We start from the raw sequence: 16,817 nt of genomic DNA, 5'->3' as shown, positions 1-16,817 counted from the left end.
GGTTAATCAATTTCACGTCGCGAAAATCTGTCCGGAATTCAACGCAACCGTAGGAGATCATGAGATCAACTCACTATACTGATAATGTTTTTATCAATTGCCCCTTCGATCCAGCGTATAAGCCATTGTTTGATGCAATAGTGTTTACTGTCCACGATTGCGGTTTCATTGCCCGGTGTGCTCTTGAGGAAGAAGATGCGAGTCAGGTCCGCATCGATAAGATTTACAACATCGTTGCGGATTGCTGTTATGGAATTCATGATATATCCAGAATAGAATTAGACGAGAGTTCGGGGTTTCCGCGATTTAATATGCCTCTGGAATTGGGTATTTTCCTCGGGGCAAAGAAGTTCGGAGTAGCGGATCAGAAAGAGAAAAAATGTCTCGTCTTGGATAAAGAGCCGTACCGGTATCAGCAGTTTATCTCGGATATCGCTGGACAGGACATTCAGGCACACAGCAACGATCTTGAAACGATTGTGGGAGTTGTTCGGAACTGGCTTCGCACTGCATCGGGACGGCAGATAATCCCGGGTGGAAGCATCATTTGGGAACGTTACCAAAAATTTATGAAAGATTTGCCTCAGACAGCTGAAGAGCTTCGATTAGATGCCGAAGATATGATTTTTAATGATTACGCTTCGGTGATTGTCAGATGGTTAGAGAAAAATAGCGAACAACCGGTTGAAATGTGATCTAAGGAGGTGGTTCACATGGCACGGAAAAGAACGGTTAAATATCCCCCCAAGCGAGGCAAGTTTACAAGACGACAAATTCAACGCGCTGTAGACAAAGTCGTCCGTGAGAGGCTTGAACGCGGGACAGGAGAAGTTCCTACACTTACTTACCCGGCGCAAGCCAGTCCGCTGCTTGAAGCCATAGCCGACGCATTAGACATTTCTGAAAACCACTATACACACATTGTAAAGCTTTATGAATCGCTCGGCGCGTGGTTGGAACGGGACGAATCTAAAGTTGCTTGCTACAGCCCTGAAATTTACCCGCAAGGTTCTTTTGTACTTGGTACTGTCACGAAACCTTTGTCTGATGCCGAAGAATATGATATAGACCTTGTCAGTGAAGTGCGTCTTCAGAAAACCGAAATCAGTCAAGAAAAATTAAAGCATTTAGTCGGGAAGGAAATCAAGGCTTATGCCCATGCTATGAATATGTGCTTTCTACCCAAAGAGACTCAGCATTCTTGGAAATTGAATTACGCTAACGGTGCTCAGTTCCACGTGGATATCTTACCTGCGGTTTCAAACGCTGCCCCCTTCAAATTTCCCCCTGAATCGAAAGAGGGTTCATCTTCTAACCGGTTAGATTTCGAGATTGCAATTACGGATAATACTTTACCCAATTACTGTCAAATTGATACTAACTGGCCGTGCAGTAATCCGAAGGGATACGCCGAATGGTTCCGAAGTCGCATGAAAAAAAGGGGTGCCGCAATCCGAAGGTCTCTAACGCGAAGGCAGATTGACAACGTGCCTGACTATAGAATCAAAACACCAATTCAGCAATCTATTCAGATTTTGAAGAGACACCGCGACATTTGGTTCGATAAGAATCAATTTGCCTATGACGAAAAGGCTAAACCATCCTCTATTATTATCACGACGCTTGCGGCGCATGCCTACTACAACGAGAAAGATCTTCAACAAACGCTACTGAAGATTTTAACACAAATGCCGCACTATATTGAATATGATAATAACGGCGTGACTCTCATACGCAATCCGGTGAACCCGCTTGAAAACTTCGCAGCTGAATGGCAGGAACATCCGATCCGACAAGCGTGTTTCATGGATTGGCTTAAGCAGGTGGAAATAGAACTGACCGAAGCGTTGGAACTGAGCAATATTCAGCGTGTTGAAAAATCACTGAAATTCTGCTTAGGTGAACGAGTCGTCAAGGAAGGCACGAGAAGAATACGAGAAAAATCTGCCTCCTGTTGTTCGTCTGTGTGAACTTATCGCGAAAAGGACCGCTTGAGTGTCCCCCAGGTCACCGTAAGCTTCCCCGATGCCTCGACGGCTAACGCATCGCGCATGTTCATCGTGATGTCGTTGATCTCGTCTTCCGTCAACGCCTGACTAAACATTGCGACCTCATCAAGCACGCCCGCCCAATAATCGCCTCTCGGATTCCCCCAGCGTCCGATTCGGACAGGTTCCGTATTGTGATCCGGCGGGATTTCGGTCTTAGTTTCGCCCTCCATCACACCGTCAAAATACGCACGAAGGAACGTGCCATCAAAGGTTGCAGCAACGTGATGCCACTTGCCATCCGCAGCGACCGTCTTGCTAAAGGCGGTCTTCCATGCACCAGCAGTGGTGTAGTTCACGCCAAGCAGTTTCGTATTGCCCGCAACGAAGATCCCATAATTCCTCGGGTTCCCAGCGACAGGCTCTTTCCCGATCACGGTTTGCCAGAGACCCGTTGGCTCCGTTTTGATCCACGCCGATATTGTGTATTCGGTGAGGTCGAACACTTTATCATGTGGAATTTCTACGATATTACCATCACCGTTGAATTCGAGAGCCGTTCCTATTTTGCCTTGAACCCATTTCGCACCCTGAATATCGCCATCATGCCCGTTTCCAGAGGCATCTGCCGCTGTCCCGCCTTGGTTCTCGTCGAAAAGCCACGCGCCAACGAGCGCGTCTTCTAAGACGTCTGCTACACTGAGGCCAGTGCCACATAGCAGGATCATCAATATCATCACAGGTGATTTCCAAGCAATCATTGTTACGTATTCCTTTGGTGTTGTATGTCAAGTGGATTCGGAGGTTGGGCGCACATCGCGCTCGACCTCGTGAACTTTATTGGGGAAGGTCTTACCGCGAATCCACATGACGGGTTGTCTTTGTCTACTTTTGAGTGCCGCAGGATGTGCCCATTCTGCTTGTGCACTGAGGTAGTGGATGACATAACTCCGACGGAACCGCAGGCTATGGTTGTCCGTGCTCTTATGCAAGAGATGACTATGGAACCAAATAACCGCACCGGGTGGCACCTCTACTGGAACACCTTCTTCATCGCGGGCACCACGCGCGAGTTTGAATTCTTGTTGTTGTGAGCCTTCAAGGTCGTCATGCTCAAAAATATCCCGTTTGTGACTACCGGGGATCACATAGAGACAACCGTTGTCTCGATCTGCTGTGTCGATAGCCGTCCATGTCCCGACGGTCGTTTCCGTATTAAACCGGTTGCGAAAGTAGAATTTGTCCTGATGCCACGGGAAACCGAGACCGATCTTCGGTGCCTTCCAGATAAATAGATTATTGATGCCAAGGATGTCCGGGCCGAGGATATCAACGAGTGGATCCGTGAGCCGCAGATCGCGCACACGCGCCAGGAATTCCGGACAGTAACAACTCGGATGATGGATTTTGTGCATCGCATAGATGCCTTGCTCTTCTACTTTCCCGTCTCTGACGAGCGCGTTCTGATCAATGTTCGTATCTGGATATGGACGTTTTCCATCCACGACATCTTCAGCAACTTGACGAAGGGCATCGTTCTCTTCAGCAGTGAATACGTTTAGACGCACAAGATAGCCATTCTCCTTCCAATAGGAAAGTTCATCTGAACGCAAGCCAAAACGTAAGTCTTGTCGTGTTGAATCTGTATTCATCGTGGTTTCCTAAAATTCGGGGATGGGGACGACATCATGTTCGACTTCTTGGACTTTACCCGGATAGGTCTTACCGCGAATCCACATAACAGCAGACCCACCCGCCGGTTTAGGTTTTACCCATTCCGCTTGCGCGCTCAGGTAATGGGCGACGAAACTCCGGCGGAACCGTAGGCTGTGATTGTCCATACTCTTGTGCAGGAGATGGCTATGGAACCAGATAACCGCACCAGGCGGCACTTCCACCGCTACACCGTCTTCGTCGCGGACACCGCGTGCCATCTTAAATTCCTGCTGTTGTGAGCCTTCAAGGTCGCCGTGTTCAAAAATATCCCATTTATGGCTACCCGGGATAACGTAGAGACAACCGTTCTCTCGATCTGCCGGATCGATCGCTGTCCATGTTCCAACAGTTGTCTCTGTCCTAAACCGAGTGCGGAAATAGAACTTATCTTGATGCCACGGGAAACCGAGACCGATCTTCGGGGCTTTCCAGATAAATAACGTGTTGATACCGAGGATATCTGGACCGAGTAGATCGACAAGTGGATCGGTGAGGCGTGGATCTCGAACACGTGTGAGAAATTCTGGGTCATAGCAGCTCGGAAAATGGATTTTGTGCATCGCATAGATACCTTGCTGCGCCGCTTTTCCATCCCTGACGAGGGCGTTCTGATCGATATGTACGGTTGGAAATGGACGTTTCCTGTCTACAATGTCTTCAGCGACTTGACGGAATACATCGTTCTCTTCGCGGGTAAATACATTCAAGCGGACGAGGTAACCGTTCTCGTTCCAGAATGCGCGTTCATCCGGACTTAGTTTAAAACGTTGATCCTGTAGCGTTGGTTCTTCGTTCATGGTCATCTCCTGTTTTTTCATTTGCAAAGGTGGACGACAATCTTTTGAACTGCTGTTGAAATGATAGCATATTTGGTGGAAAAGTCAAGCCCGTTAATTTCTTAAAACTGAATGACCCGGAGTACTATCCACTAAAATTTGGGAAAATACGCGAATTATGCTAAAATAGCGTACTGGTTCAAGGTCACCGTCTAACATAGGGAGGAAGACAATGAGTACGAACGCAGTAACAGCGAAAGAGACCTACCGTGCAACAGCGTTTGCAGATTTTCAGCCTGAACTTTCGGGGCCGGGTGCCACGCCTGAAAGATTGGCATACCTGAAGGAGCACGGTTTTGTCATCGTCAATGACTTTGTTGATAACCCGTGGATCCCCATTCTCCGAGAGGCAGGTCGCCGCGTCACTGAGGCGTGTGCCCCCGAAAACGTCTACGACAAAATCGACACCTCGAAAGGGTACGTCCACCGCGCAGCGCACGATGAACCGTGGGCAATCCGAGGACTCATCCATCCCGCTTTTGATGAGTCGAGTTTCGCCGAGTTCCACGGTTCTTCAGATTTCTTAGATTTTGTTGCATCTTGGTGTCACGGACTTCAACCTGAGGACCTGACGTTTAGTGGGATGTTGCTGTGGGCAAATCCACGAAAACAGCAGAACGGGCCCAGTTGGCACAGAGATGTGACATGGTGGGGGGACGGAGCAAGTTACTTCTCACAGCGGGAAATCCGTGGAGACACCCCCGAAGACTATTCCGAAGAGGTAGAACGGATCCGCTGGAAAGAAATTCAAGAAAGCAACGAGAAACGAATTACCGAACGGAACGGCGTGAGCATGTTTTTGGCACTCACAGACGACGAATGCCATGAACTTATCCCCGGTAGCCATCATCGATGGCGCACCCCCTTTGAGCACGACGTGCTACTCCCACAGGATATGAAAGAGCAAGGCGTCCCACATACACCGAGTTGGAACGGGGTCGATCCGTTACCCGGTCAGGTCGCTATCCGGCTCAAACCGGGAGAGGCACTCATCCGCAATGGCAACAATATCCACACAGGGCACACCGTGCCTGAACGCGAGCGCAACACTTTGTCGATCGGCTGGTCGAAATGGTCAGGCGAATTCACCGGCGAGCCTTCGACTGCAGACGCTCGAAACGCTTGGCAACTTGATCCTGCGGTCCGAGACGCTTTACCGCACGCGTTTATGAAGACCGCATGGGACAGGTGGGCAGAAACCCAGACACTCGGCGATACGCTTGAGGATCGATATGCCGGATATGACATCAGGCAGATTAAGTCCGGGATGGTCGTCGGCTGGCGGACTGAATTGGAACGTCAAGCTGCCGCTGCAGGCGACACGTGGGAGGCTTTCCAAACCGCTGTCTAATACCGCGCAGCCCTGCTGCGGAATCACTGAATTCTTGACAGGATTGGGGGAGAGGAGGCTTATTGCGATGGCAAGATTTGATGGATATAATACCGATGGATTTTATTTTTTTTCTTCCAATCGAATGCTAAAAATCCGTAGCCCGTAATGAAATGGAGGGCGAATTTAAGCACGGGACAACAGTGCTCAAACCCACATCGTCTAACCGCAAGGAAAATTAAAAAGATGACAATTGAAGCGTTTCAGAAACAGATTGAAGATATCTACTACACCCGCGATGCTGAGCGTGGCGTGCCGCTAACCTTCACATGGTTCGTTGAAGAGGTAGGTGAGTTGGCGAAAGAGATCCGCAAGCAGCCACAGGACATGACGCGGCTCCGGGAGGAGTTCGCCGATGTCTTTGCATGGCTCGCTACGTTAGCGAGTCTACTCGGTATTTCTCTTGAGGACGCCGCGAAAATCTACGCAGAGGGGTGCCCGAAGTGCAGCGAAACCCCTTGCCACTGTTGACCCCGTAAGCGAACTCAGTTTTCGTTCAGAAACCGATCGAAATTCCCACCGAATAGGTTATTGACATCCCGTTCAATCTCTGCTGAAGTCAATGTCCATCCGACATCAAGGACTGTCTGGTATTTCTCTACTAAGACATCTGCGATAATTCGCCGTGAATGTTTCCACTTGTAAAGAAGTTGATCCAAAATTCTCGCATCCGAGTGTTGCGGGATGACACTCAAACCCAGCAATTCAATCCGCTCTCGTGTGATCTCCTCAATGACGCTCGGGTTGTTCATAAACCACCAACATCCAAATATCATCAGATTTTTGAATTTTCGTCCGATCACACACAACTCGTGCTGATTTTCACGCGACAGGAGTGTAACAAGAAACTTATTATCAGGATTTTCACGGAGCAGCGTTTCCAGACTGGTCAAGTCCGCCTTGCCACTGCCATCACCTGCCATCTGAAGTTGTGGATTCACTGCACGCTTCACCCCGATCATGAGTGCGAAGGGAACGTTAAATTCACGGGAGATCGGTAGTATACAGTTATCAAACAACCGTCCGAGAACACCGTCATCAGGGTATTGGAAATCAGGTGGGAGAGAGACCGCCATGTATTTTGGATTCATTCGTTGAATCCACGTCTCTAAAAATCGGCGGATTTCTTTATAGGTTTTTTCCGTTGATAGACTCGGATCGACATCATAGCCGAGCCCCCGGAGATGTTCATAACCGACTTCTTCATAGGTATTGATAAGGACATCCATTCGGAGAGCCGCCTCAAAGCGTGTGTCGCCAGTATCCCCGGATTGCCATACGGGTGCCTCTGCCGAATCGAACGGGTCGTTTGTCATCACCACTTTAGAGACTTTCGCGTGTTCAAAGACGGTGTCTATAAAGGCTTCGACGGTAGTATCCGCAAAATAGGCGCGATAGTCCTGTAGGTTTCGCGAACCCACATCCAAGCCTAACGCGTTTAAAGTCGTCACAACCCCGCGGCACGCCTCGCTCAGGGGGGAATTCTCAATGAACAGCGTCTGCCAAATCAGTTCCGCTTGTTCGGTTTTCGACAGTGCCCAAAATTGCGGGTATGAGACATCAGATTCGCGGAATACTTCAGCGATGAGATAGTGATAGGTCAGGAGTTCATCAATACCCCACAGTAGCAACTCACCGAACGGGGGACTAAAGAGATGTGTGTGAATATCTGTAACACTTTGGGTATTCACGGCATCTAAAACGGCGGTTTTCAATTCTTCTGTACTCGCAATTTTCTGCGTGTGGTTCGATTCAGAAACGTTCATGGTAATCCTCTCCTGTAACAAAATCAACTAAAAAAACGAACATTGACACCTTCTAACGCTTTCTGTATTTTTCTTTTCCATCTGCACTGCCTTTGCGATATTCAGGAAGAGGATTCTGGCGAAATCTTACGGGTGATGAAATCAATAACTTCCTCAGGGGAGTGTTTTCCGAAACGGACGTAAACACCGCGGAAGTTCTCAAGGCGTGTCCGATGCGCAAATGGGCTGAGCAGCACCCCGTTCCTGTCAACGTAGAAGCTGCGAAATGTATCCCAAGGTCGCTCCAGTCTATAGCAGCAACTGGTGATGATAAGTTTATCTGCTTCACAGTTATGGTGAAACGGAAGAAAGTACTTATAGAGCGATCCGAGTAGAAAAATGGCGGACAACAGGGCGATGTAAATGGATTGGAAACCCCAATAGATGCCGATGAAAAGAAGGGTTAGAAAAACGCCTAATAAGATGGATTTGCGCCAATTCTCAACAAGTGGATGCACTGTCCATGAAAGCATTTTTTAATTATTCGCAAGGTAAAATTAAAAATTATTCTGTGCTGTCGGTGGTCCCACTGTCGAGTTCTGTCTTCGATGCGTCGTCGGCAGCATTTCCGCTGTTTCCATCTGTAGGTGTTTCAACGCTTCCTTCGTCTGTGGTGTCAATGGGTTCGGTTGTGGCTTCCTGTGTTGTTTCTTGCTCGAGCGGTGTGAGTTCACCACCGCTATTTTCTCCGTAGAAACGCATCAGGAACAGTGAGATAACCATGAACCCGATAGCGAGCCATGTCGTCAGTTTACTCAGGAAGGTCGCGGCACCGCGGCCTCCGAGAACAGACTGCATTTCCGCGCCACCAAATGCGCTTGATGACAGTCCTTCTCCCTTGCTGTCCTGTAACAAAATGATTAGCGTCAGAACGACACAAACCGGCACGAAGAGAAACACTACGAAACCAATAATAATTTCCATCTGATTTTTCCTCCTATTGGGCGAGTTTCGGCACCGCTTGCAAGCCGAAACTTGCTATACAAACTTCACGATTTCCGCGAACGATTCCGCCTCAAGACTTGCCCCGCCAACGAGGGCACCATCCACGTCAGGTTGTGCCATGAGTTCTGCAGCATTCTCCGGCTTAACACTACCACCATATTGAATGCATATCTGCGACGCGACTTCTGCCGAATACGCCTTCGTTAGCAAACCTCGAATGAAGTGATGGACCTCCTGTGCTTGAGCAGGCGTAGCAGTTTTTCCAGTGCCGATTGCCCAAACCGGTTCATAGGCGATGACGCAGGACAGAAGATCAGCCGCGGATAAGCCCGAAATACCGCCCGTCACATGGCTCTCAATCACCGTTTCTGTGTGTCCAGCTTCCCGTTCTTCGAGTTGCTCACCGACACAAATGATCGGCTTTAAGTCGTGTGCTAACGCCGCTTTTACTTTTTGGTTGACGCTGTCGTTCGTTTCGCCGAAATATTGGCGCCGCTCCGAATGCCCGATAATCACGTAATCACATCCAGCATCTTTCAACAGTGGCGCAGAGACTTCGCCGGTAAAGGCACCACTGTCCTCCCAATAGACATCTTGGGCAGCGAGGCGAATGTTACTGCCCTTTATGGCATCGCTGACAGCGGAGAGGGCAGTAAACGGCGGTGCAACAATGGTTTCAACGTCGGTCTCGTCCGCAACAGATGCCTTTAACCCCGTTACGAGCGCGACCGCCTCTGAAATGGTTTTGTTCAGTTTCCAATTTCCCGCAATAATAGGTGTTCGCATAGTCCTTTCTTCCGTAGCGCGCTAAAGCACGCGTGCCGTAAGTTCAACGAGACGGTTGGAGTAGCCCCACTCATTATCATACCACGACAGGACTTTAATCAATCCATCTTCAATTACTTTAGTGAACGGAGCATCGAGAACCGAGGAGAGTTTGTTCCCATTGAAATCCGCTGAAACGAGGTCGAGTTCGGAATAGCCGAGGATTCCATCCAAGCTACCCCCTGCTGCTTCTTTCAGTGATGCGTTGACCGCTTCGGCACTCGGTCTCTTCTTGAGATCGACAGTGAGATCAACAACGGAGACGTTCGGGGTCGGGACACGGATTGCAAATCCATCGAGTTTACCGTTCAATTCTGGTAAGACTTTTCCAACCGCGACAGCGGCACCGGTCGTCGTCGGGATCATCGAGAGCGTTGCTGCACGTGCGCGGCGCATATCAGAATGCGGGAAATCGTGAACTCGCTGGTCACCGGTGTAGGCGTGAACGGTCGTCATTAAGCCGCTCTCAATTCCAAAATCTTCGTGCAGGACCTTGGCAACAGGTGCGAGGCAGTTCGTCGTACACGAAGCGTTAGAGATGACGTGGTGTTCCGATTTGTCATATTTATCGTCGTTGACACCCAGCACAATCGTAATGTCCTCACCCTTCGCGGGGGCAGAGATGACCACTTTTTTCGCACCACCGGAAGTAATGTGTTTCTCGGCATCTTCCCGCTCCGTGAAGAAACCGGTGGATTCGATAACAACATCCACACCGAGTTCACCCCACGGTAGGTTACCGGGGTCCCGTTCGGCGAGAACACGTATCTCTTTTCCGTTTACCACCAATCCGTCGTCTGTAACTGTAATGTCATCGGACAAGATGCCGTGAATGGAGTCATATTCGAGAAGATGCGCGAGGGTCTCCGGGTTTGTCAAATCGTTGATAGCCACGAAGTCTATATCCAACGCGGGATTCTGCAATGCCGCTCGGAAGGCGTTCCTACCAATCCGGCCAAAACCATTAATACCTACTTTAGTTGACATGAGAGAAATAAATTCCTTCGTAAATATTGTTTTGTTCTAAAAAGTTTCAAAAATGTTAGCACGTAATGGAATGGAGTGCGGATTTAAGAGACGCACGTGAGAGTTCTAAACGCACTTCATTTTTCCGCAAGGTAAAATTAAAAAGCCGTTACACGGCTTTCTTTCTAACAGTAAGTCTTAGAAACCAGCAAGCCGTCCCAAAAGCGCGAGTGTTCGAGGTTTTCACAACGTAGGCTTGCAAACGATGTCCTTGATTTCTGATTGTTCCAATTTCGTGATTTAAATCCTTTTTAATTATACCCTAAAATGCAGTAAATTGCAAGCGCGTTGTTAAGTCCATACCCGTTCTGAAGCAATTTGACTTGACAATTCGGACGGTTTCAGATACCCTATTGGTATGTCAACAAACACTCCCAAAAAAGCGATTCAACCGACTGGAAACTTCCGTGCGATTCCTGTTACAGTGCCGGAGAATCTCACGAACGTCCGAGTTATCCTCTTTGAACCGCGTGAACCCGGAAACATCGGCTCTGTCGCCAGAGTTGTAAAAGGGATGGGGCTTTCCCAACTCTATCTCGTGAACCCAGTCCCATTCCGCGACGTAGATGCAGCGTGGTATATGGCGCATGGTGCCAAGGATATCCTTGAAAATTGCCACGTCGTTCCCGAACTCAAAGATGCACTCGAAGGTATCCAGTATTTGGTAGGAACGACGCACCGTCGCCGCGATGTCCGCCTACCGCAGCCCGTCCCCGCAAGGGAAGCCGCAGAGACGATTGCTACAATTTCGCAGGACAAATCGGTCGCGTTGCTGTTTGGACGCGAAGATTTCGGCTTGTCCACCGATCAGATCAGTCTTTGCCAGTTGACTGCGAGTGTACCAATGGCGACAAAGAACCCGTCCTTAAATTTGGCACAGGCAGTCCAAATCTTTGCTTATGAGGTCTTCATTGCGAGTCTGAACGAGTACCCTCCCGCTGAGATCGATTATGCCGAAGTGAACGTCTTGGAAGAGTTCTATGAACGTGTGACCCGTCTGCTGGATAAGGTAGGTGTGACCCCGTATAATCACGAGTGGGAGACGTATCTGAAGTCGTTGCGCCGGGTCTTCTCCCGCGCCCCGTTGGAAGCGCGGGACATCGCTACATTGGATCTGATTTTTTCTACGACGTATCGGTACATTGAGCGATTGGAGAAGGAATTAGAGCCGACAGAATAAATCGGCTTATAGTATAATATGCTAACCTTTGAACAATGCGTGGGAGGGGTTTGTAACCCCGATTTATAAAAAATGAAAACATTTAGCACATACGGACCCGTGAATCCTGAAGAACATTACGTCGTCTCGCGCACTGAGGAGCTCGCTGATTTCATCAAACGCGTCAAACTCGGACGCTATATCGTTATCTTCGCGCCCCGACAAACCGGCAAAACCACGTTCTTCCAATGGGCGCTTGATACCCTCGCCGCCGATACCGGAGAAGCCTACTTCCCCATTGAACTCAATTTTGAAATCTATGAAGACTACACGGCGTCCAATTTCTATGCTTCGCTCTACAAAAGGATTTACGAAGAGATCCAGCGCGTCTTTGAGAAGCGCAGTATCGTGCCTTCTGAAGCTTTAAGTCAACTTTTGGAGAACACAACGTTAACGGATCACGTTGCCATGCTCGAATTCTTTCAACAGTTCGGAGCTTTTCTCGGAGATGAGAGACTTGTCCTCATCGTTGACGAATTTGATGGCATTCCTGACGATGCTCTGACGGGTTTCCTTCATACACTCCGCAATATCTATGTGCATCGTTCTATGCGCAAATCTCCCTATAGCGTCGGCATCGTAGGCGTTAAGAGCATCACGCAACTCAATTTAGACCGCTCTATCTCGCCCTTCAATATCCAAGACGAGTTCACCTTACCCAACTTTACCCTTGAGCAGGTCCGCGAACTCCTTGCACAGTATACAGATGAAGTCGGCCAAACTTTCACGCCTGAAGTCGTTGAGAATATCCACAGACAGACTGCCGGACAGCCGTTCCTCGTCAATCGGTTCGCGCAAATCCTGACTGAGGAGATGAACGTCCCGAAAACCGAGACGATTGCAATGACGCATTTTTCAAAGGCATACGCAGAGATCCTTGAAGAAAATAACACCAATCTCACACATCTGGTGACGAATATTCGTAGAGACCCGCGCTTTAAAAGCCTCCTGATGGAAATCGCCTCTTATCAGAGAGGCACCCGTTTCAGTCTACACCATGAACTCATCAGTGAACTCGCGACGTATGGCGTTATCGGGAAGGGACCTGATGGTATGTGCCAGATTCTCAATCCGATTTATCAGCATTGTATCCTACAAGCGTTCAAACCAATGATCAACGGATTGGAGCGGGACTACTTGCCTGAAGATACCGATTTTCTCGACTACCTCATGCCGATAGGACAGATTCATATGGAACGACTCCTCGACAACTTCCGAGATTTCATCGCACGCGTAGGGTTTCGGATCCTCCAAGTCCCGGAAACCCCCAAAGAGTACGTCGGCCAAGACCTTCTCTACGCCTATCTTGACCAGTTTGTGAGTCTGATTCGCGGTGTAATATCCCTTGAAGTGCAAACCGGGCGTGGTAGGATGGATCTCGTTATCTTCCACAATGCGCAAAAATACATTGTCGAAACAAAAATTTGGGAAGGTCCGCGTCGCTATGAAGCGGGCAAAGCGCAACTCGCTGTGTATCTCAAATCGGAAAAAGCGAGCAAAGGGTACTACGTCGTCTTCGATCATCGAGCGGAACCCGAACCTCGTGTAGAAACAGAAACAATAGACGGTTTGACACTCCGAAGTTACGTCATCCCTATTAGTTACCGCTTGGTAAATGAATAAACGGATTTTCAATAATTGAACACAAGGAATTAGAGGATTCCACTTGAATTCTGGGGCGGATTAAGGTATCATATAGTTGCTGATGAGACTGACAAATTCAGCGAGAATGTATTTAACGTCAGCCCGCCCTAAGCGGTCCGCATCAGATGAATAGGCAGAGACCTCCGGCTTTTGTAGCATAGCCTGTTAGCCTGTGCATCTTTTGTAGCATAATGAAAAAAAATGCGATACACCAAGCCCATCGTTTGGCTCATCTTTATTCTTTCCGGTGCCAGTGGACTCATCTATCAAGTCATCTGGATGCGGCAACTCACGCTCATTTTCGGGAGCACTGTCTTCGCAACGAGTACCGTCCTAACAGCGTTCATGGCAGGACTCGCCCTCGGGAGCTACTACTTCGGTAGGAAGATTGACGAAAGCACACAATCTCCCCTGCGAATCTACGCGCTGCTGGAAGCCGGTATCGGTGCGTTTTGCCTGGTGTGGCCCCTCATTCTCGCGGCACTTGGCGCGATCTATGTGCTCATCCATCGTCACGTCACGTCAGAATTCTATACCCTCTCACTGATTCGGTTCGTGCTGACGTTCGGAGTCATTCTGATTCCCTCTACATTGATGGGCGGCACACTCCCCGTGCTAACCCGATTTTTTGTGAAAAGACTGGAACAACTCGGCACGAACATCGGCATCCTGTATGCCTTGAACACTTTCGGTGCCGTTATCGGAACGGTAGCGGCGGGATTTTTCCTGATTGAAGCGTTCGGGGTCCGATGGACGCTCGGTATCGGTATCGCTATTAATTTCGCTGTCGCAGCGATTGCATTAGCGTTGACACAGAAGGTATCGGGAACAGAAGCGGACGAACCCCCTGAAGAAACACAACACGCGGAATCTGAGGATGTGTCCTATCTACCTGAAAAGCAATTGGTGTTATGGGCGATAGGGATCTCCGGGTTCTGTGCCTTGGCGTATGAAGTGTTGTGGACCCGTATCATGGTTTTCTTCCTCGGGAGCACGACGTATGCCTTTGCGACAATGCTGGCGGCGTTCCTGTTCGGCATAGCATTGGGGAGCATGGTGTTTTCGCGCTGGGTTGATCGGATTAAACAACCGATCGCAGTTTTTGGCATCGTTCAACTCGGTATCGGACTCTTCGCGCTTATCTTGATGCCAGCGTTTGAGGAATTGTACGGGATGAGCCAAGCCTTCCAATCCACCTTCGGTTCGAGCAGATTTTGGGCGTTTTTCTCCTGTTTCCTTGTGATGTGTTTGCCGACGTTTTTGATGGGCGCGAGTTTCCCACTCGTGACGAAGATTTACACCGGCAACGCACGCCAATTGGGCAGGAGTATCGGAAACATCTACGCAGTCAACACGGTTGGAAGTATTTTGGGCGCGTTTTGTGCAGGATTCATCTTAATTCCACTTCTCGGCATTCGACCGAGCATCGTGCTGACGGTCGCTTTGAACACGGGCATCGGGTGTTTCCTTATTTTTAGGAGTAGACAACTCACTGAGACAGGAAAGTCGCTCCTACAGGGCGTGGGCATTGGAATGCCGGTTCTCAATACCGGATTGGCTGTGGTGCTTCTGCTTACAGTGAACCAACCGCTCTTTCTCAAGAGTACTATTTTTAAAACGCAACGTCCCGGCGATACGCTCATTGATTACAACGAAGAGGTGGATGCCACGGTAACGACGTTAAAAGACGATGAAGGGGTCTACCGTCTCTATGTGGATACAAATCAGGCAGCAGATGCCTCGCGCTGGGATTCTCCCTCGCATCGCGTCATTGCACACCTACCGCTGTTGTTGCACCCACGTCCGAAACAGGCACTCGTCGTCGGATTCGGTATGGGGCTGACCTCGCATTCAATCACACAGCACGGTGTACGGGTTGACGCAATAGAATTGTCCAGTGGGGTGATTTCCGCGGCGCAAAAGCATTTCACGCACATCAACGGAAATGTGTTTGAAAATCCGCAGTTCAATTATAGACTCAATGACGGACGAAATCACATCCTGATGACGAAAACGAAATACGACATGATCTCAACGGGCATTATCCACCCGCTTGTGAGTGCGGGAAGTTCCAATATCTATACCGCCGACTTTTACCGACTCTGTCGTCGGATTCTCAGTGAAGACGGGATCATGTGTCAGTGGGTCCCGTTGCATCGCTTGCCGGAGTCGCATTATAAAATGATTGTGCGCACCTTCATTGAGGTGTTCCCACATACCACGCTTTGGTATAAATACACACCCGATTTTGTGATTCTCATCGGGACACCTGAACCGCTCCGAATTGACTATAGAAACTTCATGGCACGTGCCCAGATCGCGAGTATCCATGAAGGACTTGCTGCCGATGACCTCGACGGTCCCTCGCTGCTGGATTCATTCATGATGGGACCTGAAACTGTGCGTGAATACGCTGGCGTTGGACCGATTCACACAGACAACCGACCGCGATTAGAATTCTTTCGCGGGGCAGACTTGGTGGGGACGACAATGCAAAACGTTAAAGGGATGTCAGAATATCGGGAGCGGGTGTTACCTTACCTCGAAAACTACGGCGCAACACTGGCAGAGAAGCGGAGGGTTCGAGAGAAACTCGACACCTACTTCAGAGCCACGCAGCGGTTAATCCGTGGACAGATTGCTTACGCCAGTGGACAGTATCAGAGCGCAGCATCTCTCATGAATGATGCTGTAGAAATCAACCCTGTTGACGAAACAATCCGCTATAACTTCGGTGTGGTTGCGGGCTTAATCCGTGAGGGGGAACAGGAAGAACTCCGACAGATTGAAAAGCAGGTCCAGCAAACGATGGCGCAGAATCCTGATGACATTCAGGGATACCTCCATCTGGCGACGTTGTATGAGATGCAAGGTGAACTTGGAAAGGCAGCAAGGGAGTTGGAAGAACTACTCAGACGCGACCCTAAAAGATTTGAGGTCTACCTGCTCTTAGGTCCCCTCTATGAACGGCAGGAACGATACAAGGATGCGCTTCGGACCTACGAACGACTTGAACGGCAGGAAACAACTTCGCAGCTCCCTGCCCCTATTTTTGCAGCAATGGCGGGACTCCATCTGCAATTGGAAAATCTAAAGGACGCTGAAAGATATGGAAAGAAAGGCATTGCGGTAGATGCTAATTCGTGGCGTTCCCATTACGTCCTTGGAAACGTCTACGCAGCTATGAATCAGTCCCACAAACAGATAGCGTCCTACAACAATGCCTTGAAAGCACTCGATGAAATCCTCCCTGCCACCACAGATCCGAGTGATCTCTTGAGTGCCAGAGAACAGATCCGGAACGAACTTGAACAACTTAGAAAATAATATTCGCTGCTGATATGAATTTTAGAAACGATCCGGTGTTTAAGGTATTAATCCACTTGACCGAACCGCAAGGCGTAAAAAGGTTGTGTTAGACCC

General features: G+C 49.2%; 15 protein-coding genes. 7 read left to right on the top strand and 8 right to left on the bottom strand.

Annotated elements, in window-relative coordinates:
* Positions 1 to 59 precede the first annotated feature (59 nt).
* Entirely contained in the window at positions 60 to 695 is a 636-nt protein-coding gene (locus F4X88_04680; GenBank protein ID MYA55572.1) for a hypothetical protein, read from the top strand.
* Between the two features lie 18 nt (positions 696 to 713).
* On the top strand, positions 714 to 1,970 hold the full coding sequence (locus F4X88_04675) for a nucleotidyltransferase (protein ID MYA55571.1): 1,257 nt from the start codon (positions 714 to 716) through the stop codon (positions 1,968 to 1,970).
* Positions 1,971 to 1,972: 2 nt separating this feature from the next.
* Here F4X88_04675 and F4X88_04670 read toward each other — a convergent pair whose 3' ends face one another.
* The 3 genes from F4X88_04670 to F4X88_04660 are packed head-to-tail and all read right to left on the bottom strand — an operon-like array spanning position 1,973 to position 4,522.
* On the bottom strand, positions 1,973 to 2,749 hold the full coding sequence (locus F4X88_04670) for a LamG domain-containing protein (GenBank protein ID MYA55570.1): 777 nt from the start codon (positions 2,747 to 2,749) through the stop codon (positions 1,973 to 1,975).
* Positions 2,750 to 2,776: 27 nt separating this feature from the next.
* Positions 2,777 to 3,640: a phytanoyl-CoA dioxygenase family protein gene (locus tag F4X88_04665; protein ID MYA55569.1), complete on the bottom strand. Its 864-nt coding sequence runs from the start codon at positions 3,638 to 3,640 to the stop codon at positions 2,777 to 2,779.
* 9 nt (positions 3,641 to 3,649) lie between these two features.
* Positions 3,650 to 4,522 carry a phytanoyl-CoA dioxygenase family protein gene (locus F4X88_04660; GenBank protein MYA55568.1) on the bottom strand — a complete coding sequence of 291 codons (873 nt, stop codon included), beginning with the start codon at positions 4,520 to 4,522 and terminating at the stop codon, positions 3,650 to 3,652.
* A 190-nt stretch (positions 4,523 to 4,712) separates the two neighbouring features.
* Here F4X88_04660 and F4X88_04655 point away from each other — a divergent pair, with 190 nt between their 5' ends.
* On the top strand, positions 4,713 to 5,891 hold the full coding sequence (locus tag F4X88_04655) for a hypothetical protein (protein MYA55567.1): 1,179 nt from the start codon (positions 4,713 to 4,715) through the stop codon (positions 5,889 to 5,891).
* A gap of 225 nt (positions 5,892 to 6,116) precedes the next feature.
* Positions 6,117 to 6,401 carry a nucleotide pyrophosphohydrolase gene (locus F4X88_04650; protein MYA55566.1) on the top strand — a complete coding sequence of 95 codons (285 nt, stop codon included), beginning with the start codon at positions 6,117 to 6,119 and terminating at the stop codon, positions 6,399 to 6,401.
* A gap of 14 nt (positions 6,402 to 6,415) precedes the next feature.
* Here F4X88_04650 and F4X88_04645 read toward each other — a convergent pair whose 3' ends face one another.
* From F4X88_04645 to gap, 5 genes are all read right to left on the bottom strand, one after another.
* On the bottom strand, positions 6,416 to 7,696 hold the full coding sequence (locus tag F4X88_04645) for a glucuronate isomerase (GenBank protein MYA55565.1): 1,281 nt from the start codon (positions 7,694 to 7,696) through the stop codon (positions 6,416 to 6,418).
* 101 nt (positions 7,697 to 7,797) lie between these two features.
* Positions 7,798 to 8,208: a hypothetical protein gene (locus tag F4X88_04640; protein ID MYA55564.1), complete on the bottom strand. Its 411-nt coding sequence runs from the start codon at positions 8,206 to 8,208 to the stop codon at positions 7,798 to 7,800.
* Between the two features lie 31 nt (positions 8,209 to 8,239).
* Entirely contained in the window at positions 8,240 to 8,659 is a 420-nt protein-coding gene (gene secG, locus F4X88_04635; GenBank protein ID MYA55563.1) for a preprotein translocase subunit SecG, read from the bottom strand.
* Positions 8,660 to 8,713: 54 nt separating this feature from the next.
* Complete coding sequence (locus F4X88_04630; GenBank protein MYA55562.1) at positions 8,714 to 9,466, bottom strand: triose-phosphate isomerase; 753 nt, start codon at positions 9,464 to 9,466, stop codon at positions 8,714 to 8,716.
* A 21-nt stretch (positions 9,467 to 9,487) separates the two neighbouring features.
* Positions 9,488 to 10,492, bottom strand: a complete 1,005-nt coding sequence (gap, locus tag F4X88_04625) for a type I glyceraldehyde-3-phosphate dehydrogenase (GenBank protein ID MYA55561.1) — start codon at positions 10,490 to 10,492, stop codon at positions 9,488 to 9,490.
* Positions 10,493 to 10,889: 397 nt separating this feature from the next.
* Here gap and F4X88_04620 point away from each other — a divergent pair, with 397 nt between their 5' ends.
* The 3 genes from F4X88_04620 (at position 10,890) to F4X88_04610 (ending at position 16,721) form a co-directional block, all read left to right on the top strand.
* Positions 10,890 to 11,711, top strand: a complete 822-nt coding sequence (locus F4X88_04620) for an RNA methyltransferase (protein MYA55560.1) — start codon at positions 10,890 to 10,892, stop codon at positions 11,709 to 11,711.
* A 72-nt stretch (positions 11,712 to 11,783) separates the two neighbouring features.
* Complete coding sequence (locus F4X88_04615; GenBank protein ID MYA55559.1) at positions 11,784 to 13,373, top strand: hypothetical protein; 1,590 nt, start codon at positions 11,784 to 11,786, stop codon at positions 13,371 to 13,373.
* Between the two features lie 222 nt (positions 13,374 to 13,595).
* A complete protein-coding gene (locus F4X88_04610; GenBank protein MYA55558.1) occupies positions 13,596 to 16,721 on the top strand; it encodes an MFS transporter in 3,126 nt (1,041 codons plus the stop codon).
* Positions 16,722 to 16,817: the final 96 nt, after the last annotated feature.

Source organism: Candidatus Poribacteria bacterium (genome assembly GCA_009839745.1).
Lineage (GTDB): Bacteria > Poribacteria > WGA-4E > WGA-4E > WGA-3G > WGA-3G.
This window is presented reverse-complemented; position numbering and strand designations above follow the sequence as displayed.

Coding starts and splice junctions, on each gene's coding strand:
- F4X88_04680 (MYA55572.1), top strand. CDS start 60: ATGAGATCAACTCACTATACTGATAATGTTTTTATCAATTGCCCCTTC.
- F4X88_04675 (MYA55571.1), top strand. CDS start 714: ATGGCACGGAAAAGAACGGTTAAATATCCCCCCAAGCGAGGCAAGTTT.
- F4X88_04670 (MYA55570.1), bottom strand. CDS start 2,749: ATGATTGCTTGGAAATCACCTGTGATGATATTGATGATCCTGCTATGT.
- F4X88_04665 (MYA55569.1), bottom strand. CDS start 3,640: ATGAATACAGATTCAACACGACAAGACTTACGTTTTGGCTTGCGTTCA.
- F4X88_04660 (MYA55568.1), bottom strand. CDS start 4,522: ATGAAAAAACAGGAGATGACCATGAACGAAGAACCAACGCTACAGGAT.
- F4X88_04655 (MYA55567.1), top strand. CDS start 4,713: ATGAGTACGAACGCAGTAACAGCGAAAGAGACCTACCGTGCAACAGCG.
- F4X88_04650 (MYA55566.1), top strand. CDS start 6,117: ATGACAATTGAAGCGTTTCAGAAACAGATTGAAGATATCTACTACACC.
- F4X88_04645 (MYA55565.1), bottom strand. CDS start 7,696: ATGAACGTTTCTGAATCGAACCACACGCAGAAAATTGCGAGTACAGAA.
- F4X88_04640 (MYA55564.1), bottom strand. CDS start 8,208: ATGCTTTCATGGACAGTGCATCCACTTGTTGAGAATTGGCGCAAATCC.
- secG (MYA55563.1), bottom strand. CDS start 8,659: ATGGAAATTATTATTGGTTTCGTAGTGTTTCTCTTCGTGCCGGTTTGT.
- F4X88_04630 (MYA55562.1), bottom strand. CDS start 9,466: ATGCGAACACCTATTATTGCGGGAAATTGGAAACTGAACAAAACCATT.
- gap (MYA55561.1), bottom strand. CDS start 10,492: ATGTCAACTAAAGTAGGTATTAATGGTTTTGGCCGGATTGGTAGGAAC.
- F4X88_04620 (MYA55560.1), top strand. CDS start 10,890: ATGTCAACAAACACTCCCAAAAAAGCGATTCAACCGACTGGAAACTTC.
- F4X88_04615 (MYA55559.1), top strand. CDS start 11,784: ATGAAAACATTTAGCACATACGGACCCGTGAATCCTGAAGAACATTAC.
- F4X88_04610 (MYA55558.1), top strand. CDS start 13,596: ATGCGATACACCAAGCCCATCGTTTGGCTCATCTTTATTCTTTCCGGT.